This is a genomic window from Candidatus Uabimicrobium amorphum (assembly GCF_009002475.1).
In the GTDB taxonomy this organism is placed as follows: domain Bacteria; phylum Planctomycetota; class Uabimicrobiia; order Uabimicrobiales; family Uabimicrobiaceae; genus Uabimicrobium; species Uabimicrobium amorphum.
On record NZ_AP019860.1, the window covers coordinates 2,326,188 to 2,341,442 of the forward strand.

Genomic DNA, 15,255 nt, shown 5'->3' on the forward strand with positions numbered 1-15,255 from the left:
CGTATTTTATTTTCATTTTTTCGAAAATATTGCCACTATTTCACAACAATATTACGTATATTTATTTGCGCCTATTGTTTTTGTGGGTATGGTAAAAAGTCGAAAACACCCACAGCAAATTTTTATGTATTAGAGGAAATAATATAGATGACACATTCTATTGACAGCGGCCAAACACTACTCGAAGCCGTAAAACTTCTTTCACCGGGAACTCCACTTAGAGATGGTGTGAACTTAATTTTGCAAGGAGGGCTGGGGAGCCTTATTGTTCTCAGTGACACCCCAGAAGTTTTGGCTCTGACAAAAGGTGGTTTTCATATAGATTGTGAATACACTCCCATGCGTCTTTTTGAATTATCAAAAATGGATGGAGCGATCATTCTTTCCGAAGATTTGAAGCGCATCGTACGCGCCAATGCCAATCTAGTACCAGATTACGAGTACACATCCGAAGAAACAGGTATTCGTCACCAAACCGGTGAAAGATTTTCTAAACAAACAAAAAAAATTGTACTCAGTATCTCCGAAAGGCGCAAAACCCTACATTTGTATATACAAGATGAAAAGTACATGTTTCGCAGTGTTCCCATACTTATTTCGAGTGCAAATCAGACAATGCTAGCACTGGAAAGACATATAAAATCTCTCAACCTCGCCATACAAACACTACATCTACTCGAAATCAGAGACACAGTGACCTTGCACGATGTCATCACCGCAATTCAGTATAGTGAAATGGCACGTCGCACACAAATGGAACTCAATCGTCACCGCATCGAATTGGGCAACGAAGTGGTTTCTCTCCACCTTAACTCTCCCGAACAAGAAAAAGTCATCGAAAAAGGCTTTCTTGTGATACGCGACTACTACAAAAGCGATAAACTCACCGAAGAAGAGGTACTAAAACGCCTAAAAAAACTAGACGACCAAGCGTTACTTATCGAAGGAAACATAAGTTTGGCCATGGGTTTCCCCCGCGACATCAACAGTTATATAGAGCCCATTGCACCACGTGGCCACCGCATCTTATCGATGATTCCACGTTTATCCACGTACATCATCAAAAACCTAATCGAAAACTTTGGTTCTTTTACAAATATAAAGAGTGCCTCAATTGATTCGTTGAAGGACATCAAAGGTATTGGTGAAGTACGCGCACAACTGATCAATAAAGAAATTTTACGTATTATCTATATGGCAGAGAAGTGGAGTACCTAAATAGACACGATGAACAGGATACAATATCCTGCTCATTCCGTTAATCCTGTCCCATACCAGCGCGTTTAGTGAGTTTAAGAGAAGAGCGTACTTCTTCTTCCACCATATCCCAAATGCTTTTTTTCAAATCGATATAGTCTTTGGTTAACTGAACATTTACATCTCTTGGTCTTGGTAACTTGACATCGATCATGGTTTTTACTCTACCTGGTCGTGCGGACATCACCACAATTGTATCACTAATAATTAAAGCCTCATCAATAGAGTGTGTAATAAATAAAACCGTTTGCTGAGATTTTTGTACGATACTCAACAGTTCTTGTTGCATCACTTGTCTTGTCATCGCGTCTAATGCCGCAAAAGGCTCATCGCACAAAAGAACATCGGTTTTGTTTGCCAAAGCGCGGCAAATAGCCACCCGCTGACACATTCCTCCAGAAAGCTCGGAAGGGTAGGCATTGGCAAATGCCTTCAAGCCAACCAGCTCTATATATTTTTGAGCTTCGAGATGTCTTTGCTTCCGCGAAAGGCCTTTCATTTTTAAACCAAATGCCACATTGTCCTTTACGGTTAACCACGGAAACAAGGCATAGCTTTGAAAGACCATACCACACCGTGGTTCAATCGCGGTGATTTTTTCTCCTTCCAAAAGCACCTCTCCTGTTGTGGGAAGGAGAAAACCCGCCGCCGCGTTCAACACCGTTGTTTTACCACACCCCGAAGCCCCAACAAGAGATACCACTTGTCCTTTGTCTACTTTTAAGTCAAAATCGCAAACCGCAGTAACGGTTTCTTTGCGCGTCGTAAATGACATCGTGAGATTATTAAAGTGCATAAATGGCTTGCTCATGTTAGTCCTTACTTTGCCAAGGTAAAAGAAACTTTTCAATGAAGCGAAATAAGATATCGAGAAGTAATACGGTCAAACTAATACATATCATACCAACAAGCACCTGACTGGTATCTGACCACTCCTTCGCTGTCCAAATACGAAAGCCCAATCCACTGTTTGCACCCACCATTTCTGCAGAAATCACGCATGTCCAGGCAATCGCCAAAACAACCTTTAACCCACTTAAAATATCGGGAAGTGCACCAGGCAAAGTCACATGCAGCAATACTTGTAAACGTGAAGCGCCTAAATTTCTGGCCGCGCGCTGTAAAAGTGGATCAACACGTAAAGTCGCATCGGTAGTGTATACGACGATGGAGGCAAAACATCCCATAAAAACAATGGCATATTTTTGTTGTTCGTCAATCCCCAACCACAACATGGATAGCGGAATCCAACTCAAAGCGGGAAGAGGACGAATAATGGAAATAATTGGATTGATCATTGCGCGAATATATGGATTCATTCCCATCACAAGGCCAATGGGAATTCCAACAATGACGCTCAATAAAAATCCGATCAATACGCGCATAGCACTCATACGAATATCGACAAGTAGCACACCATCGTTTACCGTCATATTCCAAGCACGCTGAACAACTTGCGACGGCGGGGGAAGGAAAAACATATCAATGATGTTTGTCCGCGTCAAAAGTTCCCACATTCCTAAAAATATAAGAATCCCCAGTGCCCCCAAAACAGATGCCGACCATAAATCAAGTTCTTTTCGTCCCATTATTTACTCCTGAGGTAACACTTGTAGATTCACCCACTCGCGAAATGCAGGCTTATGAGGAATGACTTTCATCTCCTCATGTAAAATTTTGAGTATGTAATCTGCTTGACGAAAAATTCCCTTTTCACTCATAATCTGTCGCTGTTCTTCCAAACCATGCCACTTGAATATCTTCATATTTTTTTGAATCAATCCGATATCCTGCTGAATATATTTGTTATGAATGATTTTTATCGCTTCTTCGCCATTATTTTTTACCCACTCCAAAGCTTTAAAATAACACTTTAAGAACTTCTGTGCTCGTTGTGGATGTGAGTCTACCCACTTCTTGCTAATAATAAGAACATCAGGACCTGTCATCGTTCCAAATTTTTGATATACCTCCGTATCGGTGTCTTTTCCCAAAACGGTGGCACCTTCTACAGCGGTTAATTGGGAAAACCCAGGCTCCCAAATAGCTGCCGCATCCACATTTTTTGCGCGAAACACTGCAGGAACGTCTCCGACCTCTAAATTCACAAGTTGCACATCTTTTTGTGGGTCAAGTCCTTGTTGCTTTAATAGCATACGACATGTTATGTCCACGGTAGTCCCAAAAGGAAATCCAATCTTCTTACCTTTCAGGTCTTGTAAGGAGTTAATTTCCGGAGCAGCAACCATTCCTTCTAAACCCGGAGCAATATCCTGATTGCCCACCCAGTAGAAATTCTTATTGCCAAAAGCCATGGAACTCAGCATGGCAATTTCTCCTAAACTAGCAAAATGTGCTCTTCCCGAAGAAATCGCATTTAAACGATCCATGCTTTTGCCGATAGGACGCCACTCTACTTCAAAACCGCTTTCTTTGAAAAACCCTTTTTCAATTCCAATCCATACTGGAATGTGGCCGTACCATTGAGAGCCAACAACAACTATTTTTTGCGAAGTTTTCGTTGCTTCACTACCACAACAACAAAGTAATAACGAAAGCATCATGAATATATATATTCTCATTTGTCCATCCTACATTTCAAAATCACTATTTTGATTCGTACTACAAATGCCTACATAGTAAATTGAGCTATGCTTTTAAAAGCAATTTGTATGCCACAGTATTTTTAAAATGATGGATGACTATCTAAAGGCGAAAGGTAAATGAGATTTGTATGCGATGGTCGTTTTGTAAGTCCTAATACATTTTTTGAAATTATTTTTTTTATATTAACAGTGTTAATTTCTGAGGTAATTTGAAGTAGAAAAATACGGAGAGGTGAAGATTTTTTGTTTGATATGCGAACATGTTAGAATAATTTTGCGGTATATTTTTTGTAACAGTCACAAAACCACATTACAGGATGTGGTTTTATGCGTTTTACTCTTCTTCAAAATACTTTTTTATCTTAATGCCTTGTGTTGTTGAATTTGCTTTTCTTTTTTTCATCATGCGTGTAACAACTTTTTGAAGATTAGTTGTTTTTCTTTCTTTGAGGTGACGAAGCGCCATGCACACTTCTTCGATACTTTGGTAACGCTTTTCCGGCTGTTTGTTCATCATTTTACAAATCACTTCGGAAAACATTACAGGTAACTCAATATTCTTTTCGTGAGGTGGAACGACATCCTTGTGGATGTGCGCCATGAGTGTTGCCATACTCGTCGGAGTCTCGAATGGAGGAACACCCGTTGTAAGGTGATATAATGTTGCTCCGAGACTATATATATCAGATGTTTGGTTAAGAGGTTCTCCCATACATTGTTCTGGTGACATGTATAGGGGCGTACCTATAATAGAGCCTTTTTTGGTTTCTTCTTGGTCAGGATTTATTTGATGAATGCTTCCAAAATCCACCAAAATGGGTATTCCGGTACTTTTCTCAATAATGATGTTTGATGGTTTAATATCACGGTGCACTACTTTGAGTTTGTGCACTTCTTCTAGGCCAGAACAGATCTCAATAGCCACGGATAGGGCGATGTTAAATGGAATAGATTCTCTAGCGAGAATATTTTCCAAGTTTTCACCTTCAATGTAGCGCATAATCAAAAAGTGGAAACCCGATTCGTGACCGAGGTTAATAATTTTGGCGATGTTGGGATGCTCTATTTTTGCCAAAATTCGACCTTCTTGTACGAAACGCTGAATGGCCTCACTATCTTCATGCGTATTTAAAACTTTTATCGCTACTTTCATCCCCATATTAATGTGGATACCTTTGTAGACTTTTCCGGCGCCACCCTTACCGATCAAAGCTCCGACCAAACATCCCCCGACTGTTTTATGATTGATGGAACTTACGTGCTCTCTTGTGGTACTTAAAACGGAGCTTGTTGTTTGTGCTTGGTCAGAAAAAGCGTGGCGTTCAATTTTGCTCAAAATGGGTTTACACGCAATTCCAAAAAGTTTGCTATTAAAAAAACTATCCACAATAACAATTAGATAGCCGTTCGCAAACTTCTGCACAATAATACTTTGGTTTTTATATGCAAAGTTGACACATTCTGCCCCATAAGAACTATGTATAACATCGCAACAATTCACAACGCTCTCGATTGTTGCCTTAAGATGATCACCCACTTCTATATCACTAAACGTGTAAACCAACTCGTTCTCGTGATACAGAAATACATCCTGTATACCTTGTAACTTTTTTATGGGGGATAAAATTTGTTCCAAGGACGCCATACAATTTCCTTAAAGATTCCTAAATTCTGTAAGTTATACTACGATAATAATACAATAGTTCCGTAATAAAAAGCAACTACCTAATTCACAAATTGAATAAATTTGTCACTGCAACATTTGTTCTAGATAAGAAAGATATTTACTATCGGAAACATTCTTGTCCAGCATTGCGAGAAGTAAAAAACCTTTTTGTTCGGTAACCACACATTTGTATGAACCGTGTTCAAAGGCAATATGGCGAAAAGAGGATAGTCCAAATTCAGTTCCCATTTGCAAAGCACTCTGATGCAAAAAAGAACACATCACAGCCTCATCTTCATTGTTTTCACTACTTGAAGCAAGAATATTGCCTTGTAAGTCTGCTACGAGCATATGGTGTATATATGGTAGCCGTAAGTTTTTTTGTATAAATTTTTGGTAATCATTCATAATAAGGTACTCTACGTAAACAAGTTGGAAATGAATTTCGCTTCGTCTTCGAGAAAAGGATCTATGTACTTGTAGCGCTGCGTGCGCCACATGTCAACTTCTGATGTGTAGTAAAGAGAAAAACGTCGGTCACTTGGTCCACCGAGCAGGTGGCTCATAATTCCCATCGTGCTCATGTCGACAATCATACGTAAAGACGGTACAAAACTTGTTTTTCGCCCACCACTTTGATAAAGTTGTCCTTGCTGTATAGTAGCTCTTCCACCAGCGATATCTACTGGACCATAATCAAATCCCAACCATTTGAGTTTGCCCGAGAAAAAAATATTGGTCAATTCTATTTTTTGTTCCCAAGATTGAATGTCTTTCTGTGTAAGTTGTAAAAGGCTCTTCTCAAAAGCTTCTTTAAAAATTTGTGCTTGGGTTTTTCCTGCAAACCAACGGCTAGATTTTTGTAATAAGATATTATCAAAATTACCGAAGAAATCTATAAAAATACCCGTTTGTTCGCGAAGAAAAGCAAATACTTTTTCTCCCCCCATTTTCGCGAATACATCATAAAACAGTTGCGCATAAAATTTTTCGAATAACCATGCACCTTTTGCTTGAAAATTATATTGGCAATTCCACCTTTTTAATTCCTTTTCTGCGGGACAAGCCACCATAACAGGCTTGAGTATCTTCATAAACTCTTGTGCTTGCAGAGAAAAAACATTGTGTTGTATTTTGATACAATCTGCCGAAGAAACCTCGGTGGATTTTTCGAGTATTTTTGCGATCATGTCGGCACGATAACTACCCATACACAAATTGATCGGAGAAGTTTTACCTAAATGATTGAGGTTGTTATTTGCGGTGGCGATAAATTGTTGCGGTGGATTTAGTGAACGCGGTAAATCTTCGTGCACATAAAAACCTTGCCAATCGTTTTGCGAAAAACGACCATCTGCGGGATAGAGTCCTGACCAATTGCGCACAGGACACAAACCGGACATCTGATAGGCAATATTTTCAAAATCAGCGATCACCCAATTAAACGGTACTTCTAGCTGCCCAAGAATATCCATCATTTGTGGTGCAGAAGTCACAAATAAATTAGAAAACATCGCACTAAGAGAACGTGCACCAGTATTCTCACCGCACGCCCATTTACTGGCAAGGTAACACCCTGCGACGTTGGGATCTCCATCTAAAACCCCATGTTCATTTTCGTAATAGCAAACTTCATGTGCTTTTTTCTTGCGATAAATCACCTCGGTTCTTTTGTGAAACGCATGCCATTTCTCATCTTTATAGTATTCGCCGTTTTTACATGTCTCCACCCATGAATCCAGGCTATCCATAAACGCGTATGTCGCTCCCCAAGACACACTATTATTGCGTCCAATTAAAATCCCAGGAATACCGGGCATCCCTGCCCCAGCTAAATAACTAGATCCACATTTCAACAGCATTTCCTGCCATACATTCGGCAGACGATTTCCTTCTAGATGAGGGTCGTTCGCTAGAATGGGGTGTCCCGAAAGAGTCTTACGACCATGGATCACCCAATTATTCGAAGCAATTGCCGGGGAAATTCCCGATAGCCACGCAATATCTTGAGAAACGAAAGTTTCGTGTAACCGCACCTTTTTAATAAGCTCTACATCTATTCCTTGTAGCTGACCAGGAAATAGTTCTTCTAAATACGTTAGCGGAACATCGTTTTGTATTAAACTCACCACCAAGTTTTCCATTTCGGCCTGCGATTGTTGCAAATTTAAATAACTAATCATGCGCATTAATAATACGCTGTCTTCCATTTTCCAAGGTTCAACACGCACGCCAAGCAATCGAAATTCCCATGGAATTTTTTCACGAAAAGCACAATTGATTCCTTTGCACCATGCTGTAAACTTGGCGAGATTTTCTGCGGACATTTTTTGTAACTCCTGTTCGCAGTCTTTTTGCCAATTCATGCGTCGAAAAAAAACATCGGCTTTCCAGGTTTCCTCGCTATCCTTCAACAATTCACAAATACGACCTTGTCCAACGATACGCGTAAAGATCATTTGCATACCGCGATCTACCGCTTGCGCATAACCATTGCCAAAATACATATCTTCTTCATTATTTGCCTCGACACACAGTACACCATTCTTCAATCTTTGGAGCAGAAGCTTTTCTTTATAAAATAAGTTTTTCATGAAATTTTCCTTGCCAAAAATTTTACTAAAGCGGTATTTTTCTGAAAAAAATGTCTTAATTGTAGTGATATTGTTGCATTATCAATATATAATATATTCTACTTAAAACGCTTCACTTTCGCCTTTAATATAAAATATAATCTACAAATATATTCTTTTTAAGTTTTTTAAAGTTAAAACAGGTTAAAGATGGTGTATTCGCAAAAATAAAATACTAATTGTAGTCATAATGCCAAACAAACACCACATAGAGCCGTTTTCACATATAGATAAGGGCAGCAATGGATAAAATACTATACATAATAATATCGACTATATGTTTGATCGCATGTAGTCCCTATGATGTCCGCGATCATAGTAAAGCTCCGCAGTCAATACCTATATCATACCACAACACCAATAATGGAGAAAAACAAATAGGGTACTGGTGGGAAGAATTTGCTGATGGAGACTTAAATAATATCGTTGACCAAGCACTACTCCAAAATTTTGAGGTAAAACAAGCATGGCATCGCTTACGGCAAGCGGCGGCCATTATTAACATAGATCGTTCCCAATTATACCCTCAGGTAGAAGTCCGCACAGGTGGAACCTACAATCGCTTTGAAGATAGTGAAGACCAGGGGTTTGGTGCCTTTGGAGGTGGTTTTGGCGGCGGTGGCGGTGGAGGTGCATTCGCCTTTAACCAAGAGCGCTACTTTTTTAACGCAGGATTATCTTTTGAAGTCGACCTATGGAAGCGTATTTCTTCACAAGTGAAAGCATCGCGTTTACGTTACGAAGCTGGTAAAGAAGATATAAAGCAAACGATGCTGCTTTTGAGTGCAACCATAGTGGAAACATGGTTTACCGCGCAAGAACAACAAGCGGCACTGCATCTTTTAAACAACCAAATTGAAGTAGCGACGACTTTACTCGAACTTACAGAATTGCGCTTTGGCTTAGGAAGAGGTTCCGCTGTTGATGTGTTACAACAACGCCAGCAACTTGCGGCTTTAGAAGGACAAATACCTGGTGCGCGTTCTCTACTAAAAACGTCCTTACAACAGCTAGCGGTTCTTATGGGCTTACCTCCGGGAAAATTAGATGTCAAAACTTCCGGCTATTTACCAGAGCTTCCTCCTTTTCCCAATGTCATTGACCCCAAAATGCTCATGTATAACCGACCAGATTTGCGATCCATCATGTTGCAACTCCAAGCGGCAGAATATGAGATTGCCGTGGCTGTCGCTGATCGTTTACCACGGTTTGTCATCACTCCGTCTTATGAATGGGCCACAACAAAAATTTCTACATTCTTCCACCAGGAAATCCTAAATATTATCGGTAACCTAACGGCACCGATCTTTGACGGTGGAAGAAGAGAAGAAGAAGTGGAAAGACGCAAGGCCGTTGTCGATGAAATAGCTAACCGCCTTGCCGATACTTACTTGAAGGCACTTCTTGAAATTGAAAATGCATTTGTCCAAGAAAAAGAACAGCTAAAATTGATGGCCAATATCAAACAACAAATCGCCTTAGCTCAAAAAACGTTAGAAGAATCCAAATCGCGTTACGTCAATGGTCTAAACGATTACCTTACCGTAATTGTCGCTTTGCAAAATTTACAAAATCTACAAAGACAACAAATCGCGCAACAGCGAAATTTACTTCTGATTCGTGCCCAGTTGTATAGAGCAATGGGAGGAAACTGGCTACAGAATTCACTGGTAAATTTACAGGAGGAAATGAAGTGAAAAAAGTCATGCGTTATGCTCTAAAACTTACTTACATTCTTATCGTACAAATAGCCCTTCCTGTGGGAATTATCATGGGGAGTATGCATTATGCCAAAAAAATTATCGCCTCAAAGCCAAAGGCATCGCGAAAAGAGCAAGTAAAAAGCAAAGTTGTGGTAAAAACCATCACAGTGACCCCACAACGCAAACGCAACATAGTTAGTGGCTACGGTACGATGCAAGCATATCGTCGCCTTAGTGTGCGTCCTCAAGTGAGTGGCAATGTCGTATGGCAAAACCCCAAACTTCTTGTCGGTCAAGTCATCGCAAAGGGCGAAGACATTCTACGCATTGACAAACGCGAATTTGAAATTCGTTACCAACAAGAACAAGCCAATCTCGTCCGAGCGCAATTTGAGTTGAAGGTAGAAGAAGGTAACCAAGTAGTCGCGGCACGTGAATGGGAACTATTAGGTGAAACGGTTTCCAGTAAAGTAGACTCGGACCTAGCACTGCGTAAACCACATTTAAAAGAAAAACAAGCCGCGGTAATGGCGGCCGAAAACAGCGTAAAGCGTGCCAAGTTAGATTTAGAAAGAACGATCATCGCCGCCCCGTTTTCCGCTATTGTCATTGATGAATCTGTGGAGGTGGGGCAACTTGTCAATTCACAAAATTCCATTGCCACCGTTGCTGACGTCAATGCTTTTTGGGTCCGCGTAAACATACCCGTTGAGCAACTATCGCAAATCGTCATTCCCCCCAGCCAAGAACAAACAGGTTCCAAAGCGCGTATCATTCAAAATATGGGAAGAGGAAAACCAAACGTACGCAACGGGCACGTCATAGGTATTCTTGGAGATCTTGATCCTCAAGGACGCATGGCGCGCGTGCTAGTAAAAGTCGATGATGCCTTAGGACGTAGTAGCCAAAAAAAGCCCATGTTGATCGGCTCATATGTCAAGGTAGATATTCAGGGCAAAGCCACAAAAAACCTATATAAAATTCCGCGTTATGCACTACACCAAAACAACGAAGTTTGGATAAAAAACGCACGCAATCAACTCGAAATACGTATCGTCAAAGTGGCATTTGGTAACGACGACTTTATTTTTGTAGAGGGCCTAAAAGACAACGAACGTGTGATCGTCAGTAATCTATCCGTCGCGATGTCAGGAATGCTACTGGAAGAAGCGGGTAACAACAATGAGTAACGAAAAAAAACTCAGCGGTCCCATTGCATGGATGACGCGCAACCATGTAGCGGCAAACTTACTCATGGGCATATTTATTCTCGGCGGAGCCATTGTCGGCTTCGGAGTAAAGCAAGAAGTATTTCCCGAGTTTGTTAGTGAAAGAGTCAACATTGAAATTACCTATCCCGGAGCAAGTCCCGAAGAGGTAGAGCAAGGCATTATACTGGCGATCGAAGACTCGATCCAAGGTTTAGATGGTGTCAAAACCACTTTATCCAACGCCTTCGAAAGTCGTGCACAAATTACCGCAACACTTCTCAATGGCGCTGACGCCAGTAAGGCCTTACAGGACATCAAAAATGCCGTGGACCGCATCCAAACATTTCCGGAAGATGCAGAGCGTCCCATTGTCAGCTTAATAGAAGCACGTAATCAAGTTCTCTCCGTCATGGTATATGGAGAACAAGAAGAGTATCGCCTCCGTGAAATTGCCGAACAAATACGCGATGGTCTTTTACAAGAAAAAGGCATCACCTTAGTTACGTTAAGCGCAGCAAGGCCTTTTGAAATTGCCATCGAAATTCCACAACAACAATTGCGCCGCTATAACCTAAGCTTGGGGCAAGTCTCCGCCAAAGTACGCGCCTTTGCCTTGGAGTTACCCGGCGGTGGAATAAAAACCAAAGGTGGCGAAATCCTACTGCGCACACAAGAGCGCAAAGATTACGCCCAAGAATACGCAAATATTCCCATCGTAGTAGATCCCAATGGAAGCGTTGTCTATCTGAAGGACATCGCCATAATTCGCGATCAATTTGCTGAAACCGACGAAGAAGCTTCCTACAATGGCAAACGCGCCATCGAAATTCAAGTCTTTCGTGTGGGGAGTGAAACCCCGCAAAGCGTTTCACGCGTCGCCAACAAATATGTAAAACAAGTGCGCAGCGGCCTTCCACAAGATGTGAAGCTCGCGGTGTGGAACGATCGCTCGGAAGTATACAAAGATCGCATGTACCTACTACTCAAAAACGCTGGAATTGGTCTTATTTTGGTACTCATGTTATTAGGACTATTTCTCGACCCGCGTCTAGCGTTTTGGGTCACACTGGGTATTCCCATCTCGGTACTAGGTTCTTTCTTATTTATTCCCTTCACTGGTGCCTCCATCAACATGATTTCTCTATTCGCGTTCATCGTTACGCTGGGAATTATCGTTGACGACGCCGTAATTGTCGGAGAAAACGTCTATGAGAAGCGTCAACAAGGTCTTGGATTTATGGATGCCGCTATTCTAGGGGCAAAAGGAATGACTCTTCCGGTATGCTTCGCAGTATTGACAAACATCGCCGCGTTCTTACCACTATTTTTTGTACCCGGAGACAGTGGAAATCTCTTTAAACAAATACCCGCCATCGTTGTATCAGTGTTCATCGTTTCCTTGGTGGAGTCACTGTTTGTTCTCCCTGCGCACTTATCGCACAAAGACAAACCCAATGTCTTCTGGTTTGTTTTAGCAATCCCTAGCAAAATTTTTAGTCGCATTATGATCTTTGCCGCCAACAAACTCCATGCTCCACTTGTACGGCTTTGTGTGAGACATCGCTATACCACACTGTCGGTTGCTATTGCCATACTCATTCTTTCGGTCAGTTTGGTCATTGGCGGCCGTATTCCCTTTACCTTTATGCCAAAAATTAGCTCGGATCGCGTCACCGCACAGGTACAACTGCCCTTTGGCATTGCCATTGAAGACTCGCGTAAAATCAAAGATATCTTAGTGGAAAAAGCTCGCGAAGTCATCGCCAACAACGGCGGAGAGAAAATTGTACGTGGTATCTATGCCAAAATAGGTTCGGCCATCGGAGGTTTTGGACCTGGAGTACGTGGTGGAGGAGTCACGGGTAGTCATTTAGTCGGAGTGCAGGTGTACCTAGTCACTGCGTCAAAACGCGATGTCACCAGCCAAGATTTTGCCAGACAATGGCGTGAACTTACCCAAGGACTTCCTAATGTACAAACCATTAGCTTTGACTCCAGCATAGGGAACAGTTCTGGGGCAGCAATTCAAGTGGAGCTCAGTCACCGCTCGCGGAAAATTTTAGAAACCGCTTCCGAGGAGTTAGCAAAAATCGTCGGTACTTACGACGGAGCAAAAGACATTGACGACGGCGTTTCGCAAGGAAAACCGCAAATCAATTTCAAACTACGCCCCGAAGCCGCCAGCTTAAACCTAACGGCCAATGATGTCGCCATACAAATACGCGGTGCTTTCTTTGGTATAGAATCACTAAGACAACAACGTGGTCGCAATGAAGTAAAAGTGATGGTACGCTTTCCTCTAGAAGAGCGACAAACATACAATACATTGGAACAAATGGTGATACGCACTCCCGGTGGTATAGAAGTGCCACTAATGGAGGTAGTGGAACTGCGCTACGACTACGCCTACACCGAAATCAATCGCCGTGATGGACGCCGTATTATTTCCGTAACCGGAGACGTAGATTCCAAACAAGGTAACGCCAACAATATCATGGGAGAAATCGTCGCCAACGAAATCCCCAGGCTACAGAAAAAATACCAAGGGCTCACCTACTCTCTAGAAGGTGAACAAGCGGCACAAAGGGAATCTCTCGACTTCTTAAAAATCGGCTTTATCTTTGCGTTAATGGCCATCTATGCTCTTTTGGCGATTTCTTTTGCTAGCTACTACCAGCCATTCTTAGTGATGTTTTGTATACCGTTTGGTATCATTGGTGCCATTTGGGGACACGTATTCTTAGGTTTCGGTCTAAGTCTCATTAGCATGTTCGGCCTAATCGCCCTAACCGGAGTAGTGGTAAACGACTCCCTAGTACTCATTGTAGCTGCCAACGAATTTCGCTACGGAGAAAATCTAACCGCAAAAGAATCCATAGTACGCGCCTCCGTACGTAGATTGCGTCCGATTCTCCTAACCTCATTAACCACGTTTTTCGGACTAGCCCCGATGATCATCGAAACCTCCGTACAAGCGCGTTTTCTGATACCTATGGCAATATCCCTGGGTTTTGGAATCCTATTCGCCACCTTCATCGTTCTCTTGGTATTACCCGCACTTTACATAATACTAGAAGACATACTATGGATCTACCGTGCTGTTATGCGTTTTTGGCGTTATGAAGATGCCTATGAATTAGAATTAATTGCGCCTAAATTAGCACAACAAGTCTATGATGAAATTCACAAAGAGGAAGAAAAAGATCGACGCGAACGCGAAGACGATGGACTGCGAGTAGAGTAGTCTAAATAAAAACGGATCCACAAAAAAACGTTCATGTTCACCAAAAACGACAACGAATCATTCATGATAAACGTTTTCGTTTTTCGCGAACGTGAACGTTTTTTTATTGCAACACACATTATCTAAATCTATGTAAATACGAGACTTGGAATCTATTTCAAAAAAACCGTAAAAAAACCGTATTTATTGTTGCAATTTATGAAACCTCATGCTATCTTTATACAAGAGAAAAAGATTCAACACATTCTCCACATACAAACTTCTATACTCTGAATTAACCATTCATAAATTTAGCCGCTATAAGAACTATAGCGGCTTATTTTATTTGTTACCTAGCTTTTATCCTACCACCTCTCACTTTTCTCCTATAAACTTTAGCTTTTCTCCACTCTTCTAGTTTTTCCTCTATTATTTTCAAAAATAATTCGTGATTTTGTTTTGCCAAAGCTTCTTTATAGAGTTCTTGGTGTAGTGAGTACCCAAAAACCCTACCTTTTTTCACCTTGAGAATAAGCGGATATCGTTTTCCTTGTTCGCTAGTCGGGTATTTTTTCCCTTCCTCGCGAAGCATATTCGATAAAAATTTATGTGGCCACCTGTTTCTGCTGTGTTTTCCTTGCCAAAACAATGGTGCAACACCGCTCGATAAATGCGGCAATATTTGTTTTTCGATAAAAGCAAGGCTCGACTTTTTTGGGGTATAACAAAAAAACTCCTGGTCTTCGATGGTCTCTAAAAATACATTGTATTCCTCCATGAATTTCTTGTGTTTTCTTTTCATGTAAATATCAAATACAAAGCCAATGGGAAACACAATTAGAATCAGAAGGATGTAGATCGAAAATATACCTACGGTAGCGATGATCACAAGATAAATAGTAAAGATACATAGTAATGCTTTTTGTAATAAACTTGTCATAATAAGCCTTTGTGTA

General features: G+C 41.2%; 11 protein-coding genes. 4 read left to right on the plus strand and 7 right to left on the minus strand.

Translation table 11 applies throughout. From position 1 onward, the window contains the following. The first annotated feature begins 147 nt into the window (after nt 1–147). Nucleotides 148–1,218, plus strand: coding sequence for a DNA integrity scanning diadenylate cyclase DisA (gene disA, locus UABAM_RS08190; RefSeq protein ID WP_151967513.1), 1,071 nt, complete (start codon nt 148–150; stop codon nt 1,216–1,218). A 40-nt stretch (nt 1,219–1,258) separates the two neighbouring features. On the opposite strand, the gene UABAM_RS08195 is transcribed toward disA, so the two are convergent. The 6 genes from UABAM_RS08195 to UABAM_RS08220 form a co-directional block, all read right to left on the minus strand. Further along, nucleotides 1,259–2,068 carry an ABC transporter ATP-binding protein gene (locus tag UABAM_RS08195; protein WP_229759367.1) on the minus strand — a complete coding sequence of 270 codons (810 nt, stop codon included), beginning with the start codon at nt 2,066–2,068 and terminating at the stop codon, nt 1,259–1,261. 1 nt (nt 2,069) lies between these two features. Continuing rightward, on the minus strand, nt 2,070–2,846 hold the full coding sequence (locus tag UABAM_RS08200; protein ID WP_151967514.1) for an ABC transporter permease: 777 nt from the start codon (nt 2,844–2,846) through the stop codon (nt 2,070–2,072). A gap of 3 nt (nt 2,847–2,849) precedes the next feature. Further along, complete coding sequence (locus UABAM_RS08205) at nt 2,850–3,839, minus strand: ABC transporter substrate-binding protein (protein WP_151967515.1); 990 nt, start codon at nt 3,837–3,839, stop codon at nt 2,850–2,852. Nucleotides 3,840–4,197: 358 nt separating this feature from the next. Further along, the gene (locus UABAM_RS08210; RefSeq protein WP_151967516.1) at nt 4,198–5,508 is read right to left on the minus strand and encodes a serine/threonine protein kinase; all 1,311 of its coding nucleotides are present in this window, start codon (nt 5,506–5,508) and stop codon (nt 4,198–4,200) included. Between the two features lie 105 nt (nt 5,509–5,613). After that, nucleotides 5,614–5,937, minus strand: coding sequence for a roadblock/LC7 domain-containing protein (locus tag UABAM_RS08215; RefSeq protein ID WP_151967517.1), 324 nt, complete (start codon nt 5,935–5,937; stop codon nt 5,614–5,616). A gap of 11 nt (nt 5,938–5,948) precedes the next feature. After that, on the minus strand, nt 5,949–8,123 hold the full coding sequence (locus UABAM_RS08220) for a penicillin acylase family protein (RefSeq protein ID WP_151967518.1): 2,175 nt from the start codon (nt 8,121–8,123) through the stop codon (nt 5,949–5,951). Nucleotides 8,124–8,404: 281 nt separating this feature from the next. On the opposite strand from UABAM_RS08220, the gene UABAM_RS08225 reads away from it, so the two are divergent. Genes UABAM_RS08225 through UABAM_RS08235 form a run of 3 tightly spaced genes read left to right on the plus strand, consistent with a single transcriptional unit; the run spans nt 8,405 to nt 14,320 of the window. After that, nucleotides 8,405–9,859: a TolC family protein gene (locus UABAM_RS08225; RefSeq protein ID WP_151967519.1), complete on the plus strand. Its 1,455-nt coding sequence runs from the start codon at nt 8,405–8,407 to the stop codon at nt 9,857–9,859. Further along, nucleotides 9,856–11,055, plus strand: a complete 1,200-nt coding sequence (locus UABAM_RS08230) for an efflux RND transporter periplasmic adaptor subunit (protein ID WP_151967520.1) — start codon at nt 9,856–9,858, stop codon at nt 11,053–11,055. Before UABAM_RS08225 ends, UABAM_RS08230 begins: the two co-directional genes overlap by 4 nt. Continuing rightward, nucleotides 11,048–14,320 (plus strand): efflux RND transporter permease subunit, encoded by a 3,273-nt coding sequence (locus UABAM_RS08235; RefSeq protein WP_151967521.1) that lies wholly within the window; start codon nt 11,048–11,050, stop codon nt 14,318–14,320. Before UABAM_RS08230 ends, UABAM_RS08235 begins: the two co-directional genes overlap by 8 nt. A gap of 328 nt (nt 14,321–14,648) precedes the next feature. Here UABAM_RS08235 and UABAM_RS08240 read toward each other — a convergent pair whose 3' ends face one another. Then, nucleotides 14,649–15,239 carry a hypothetical protein gene (locus UABAM_RS08240; protein ID WP_151967522.1) on the minus strand — a complete coding sequence of 197 codons (591 nt, stop codon included), beginning with the start codon at nt 15,237–15,239 and terminating at the stop codon, nt 14,649–14,651. Between the last annotated feature and the right edge of the window lie 16 nt (nt 15,240–15,255).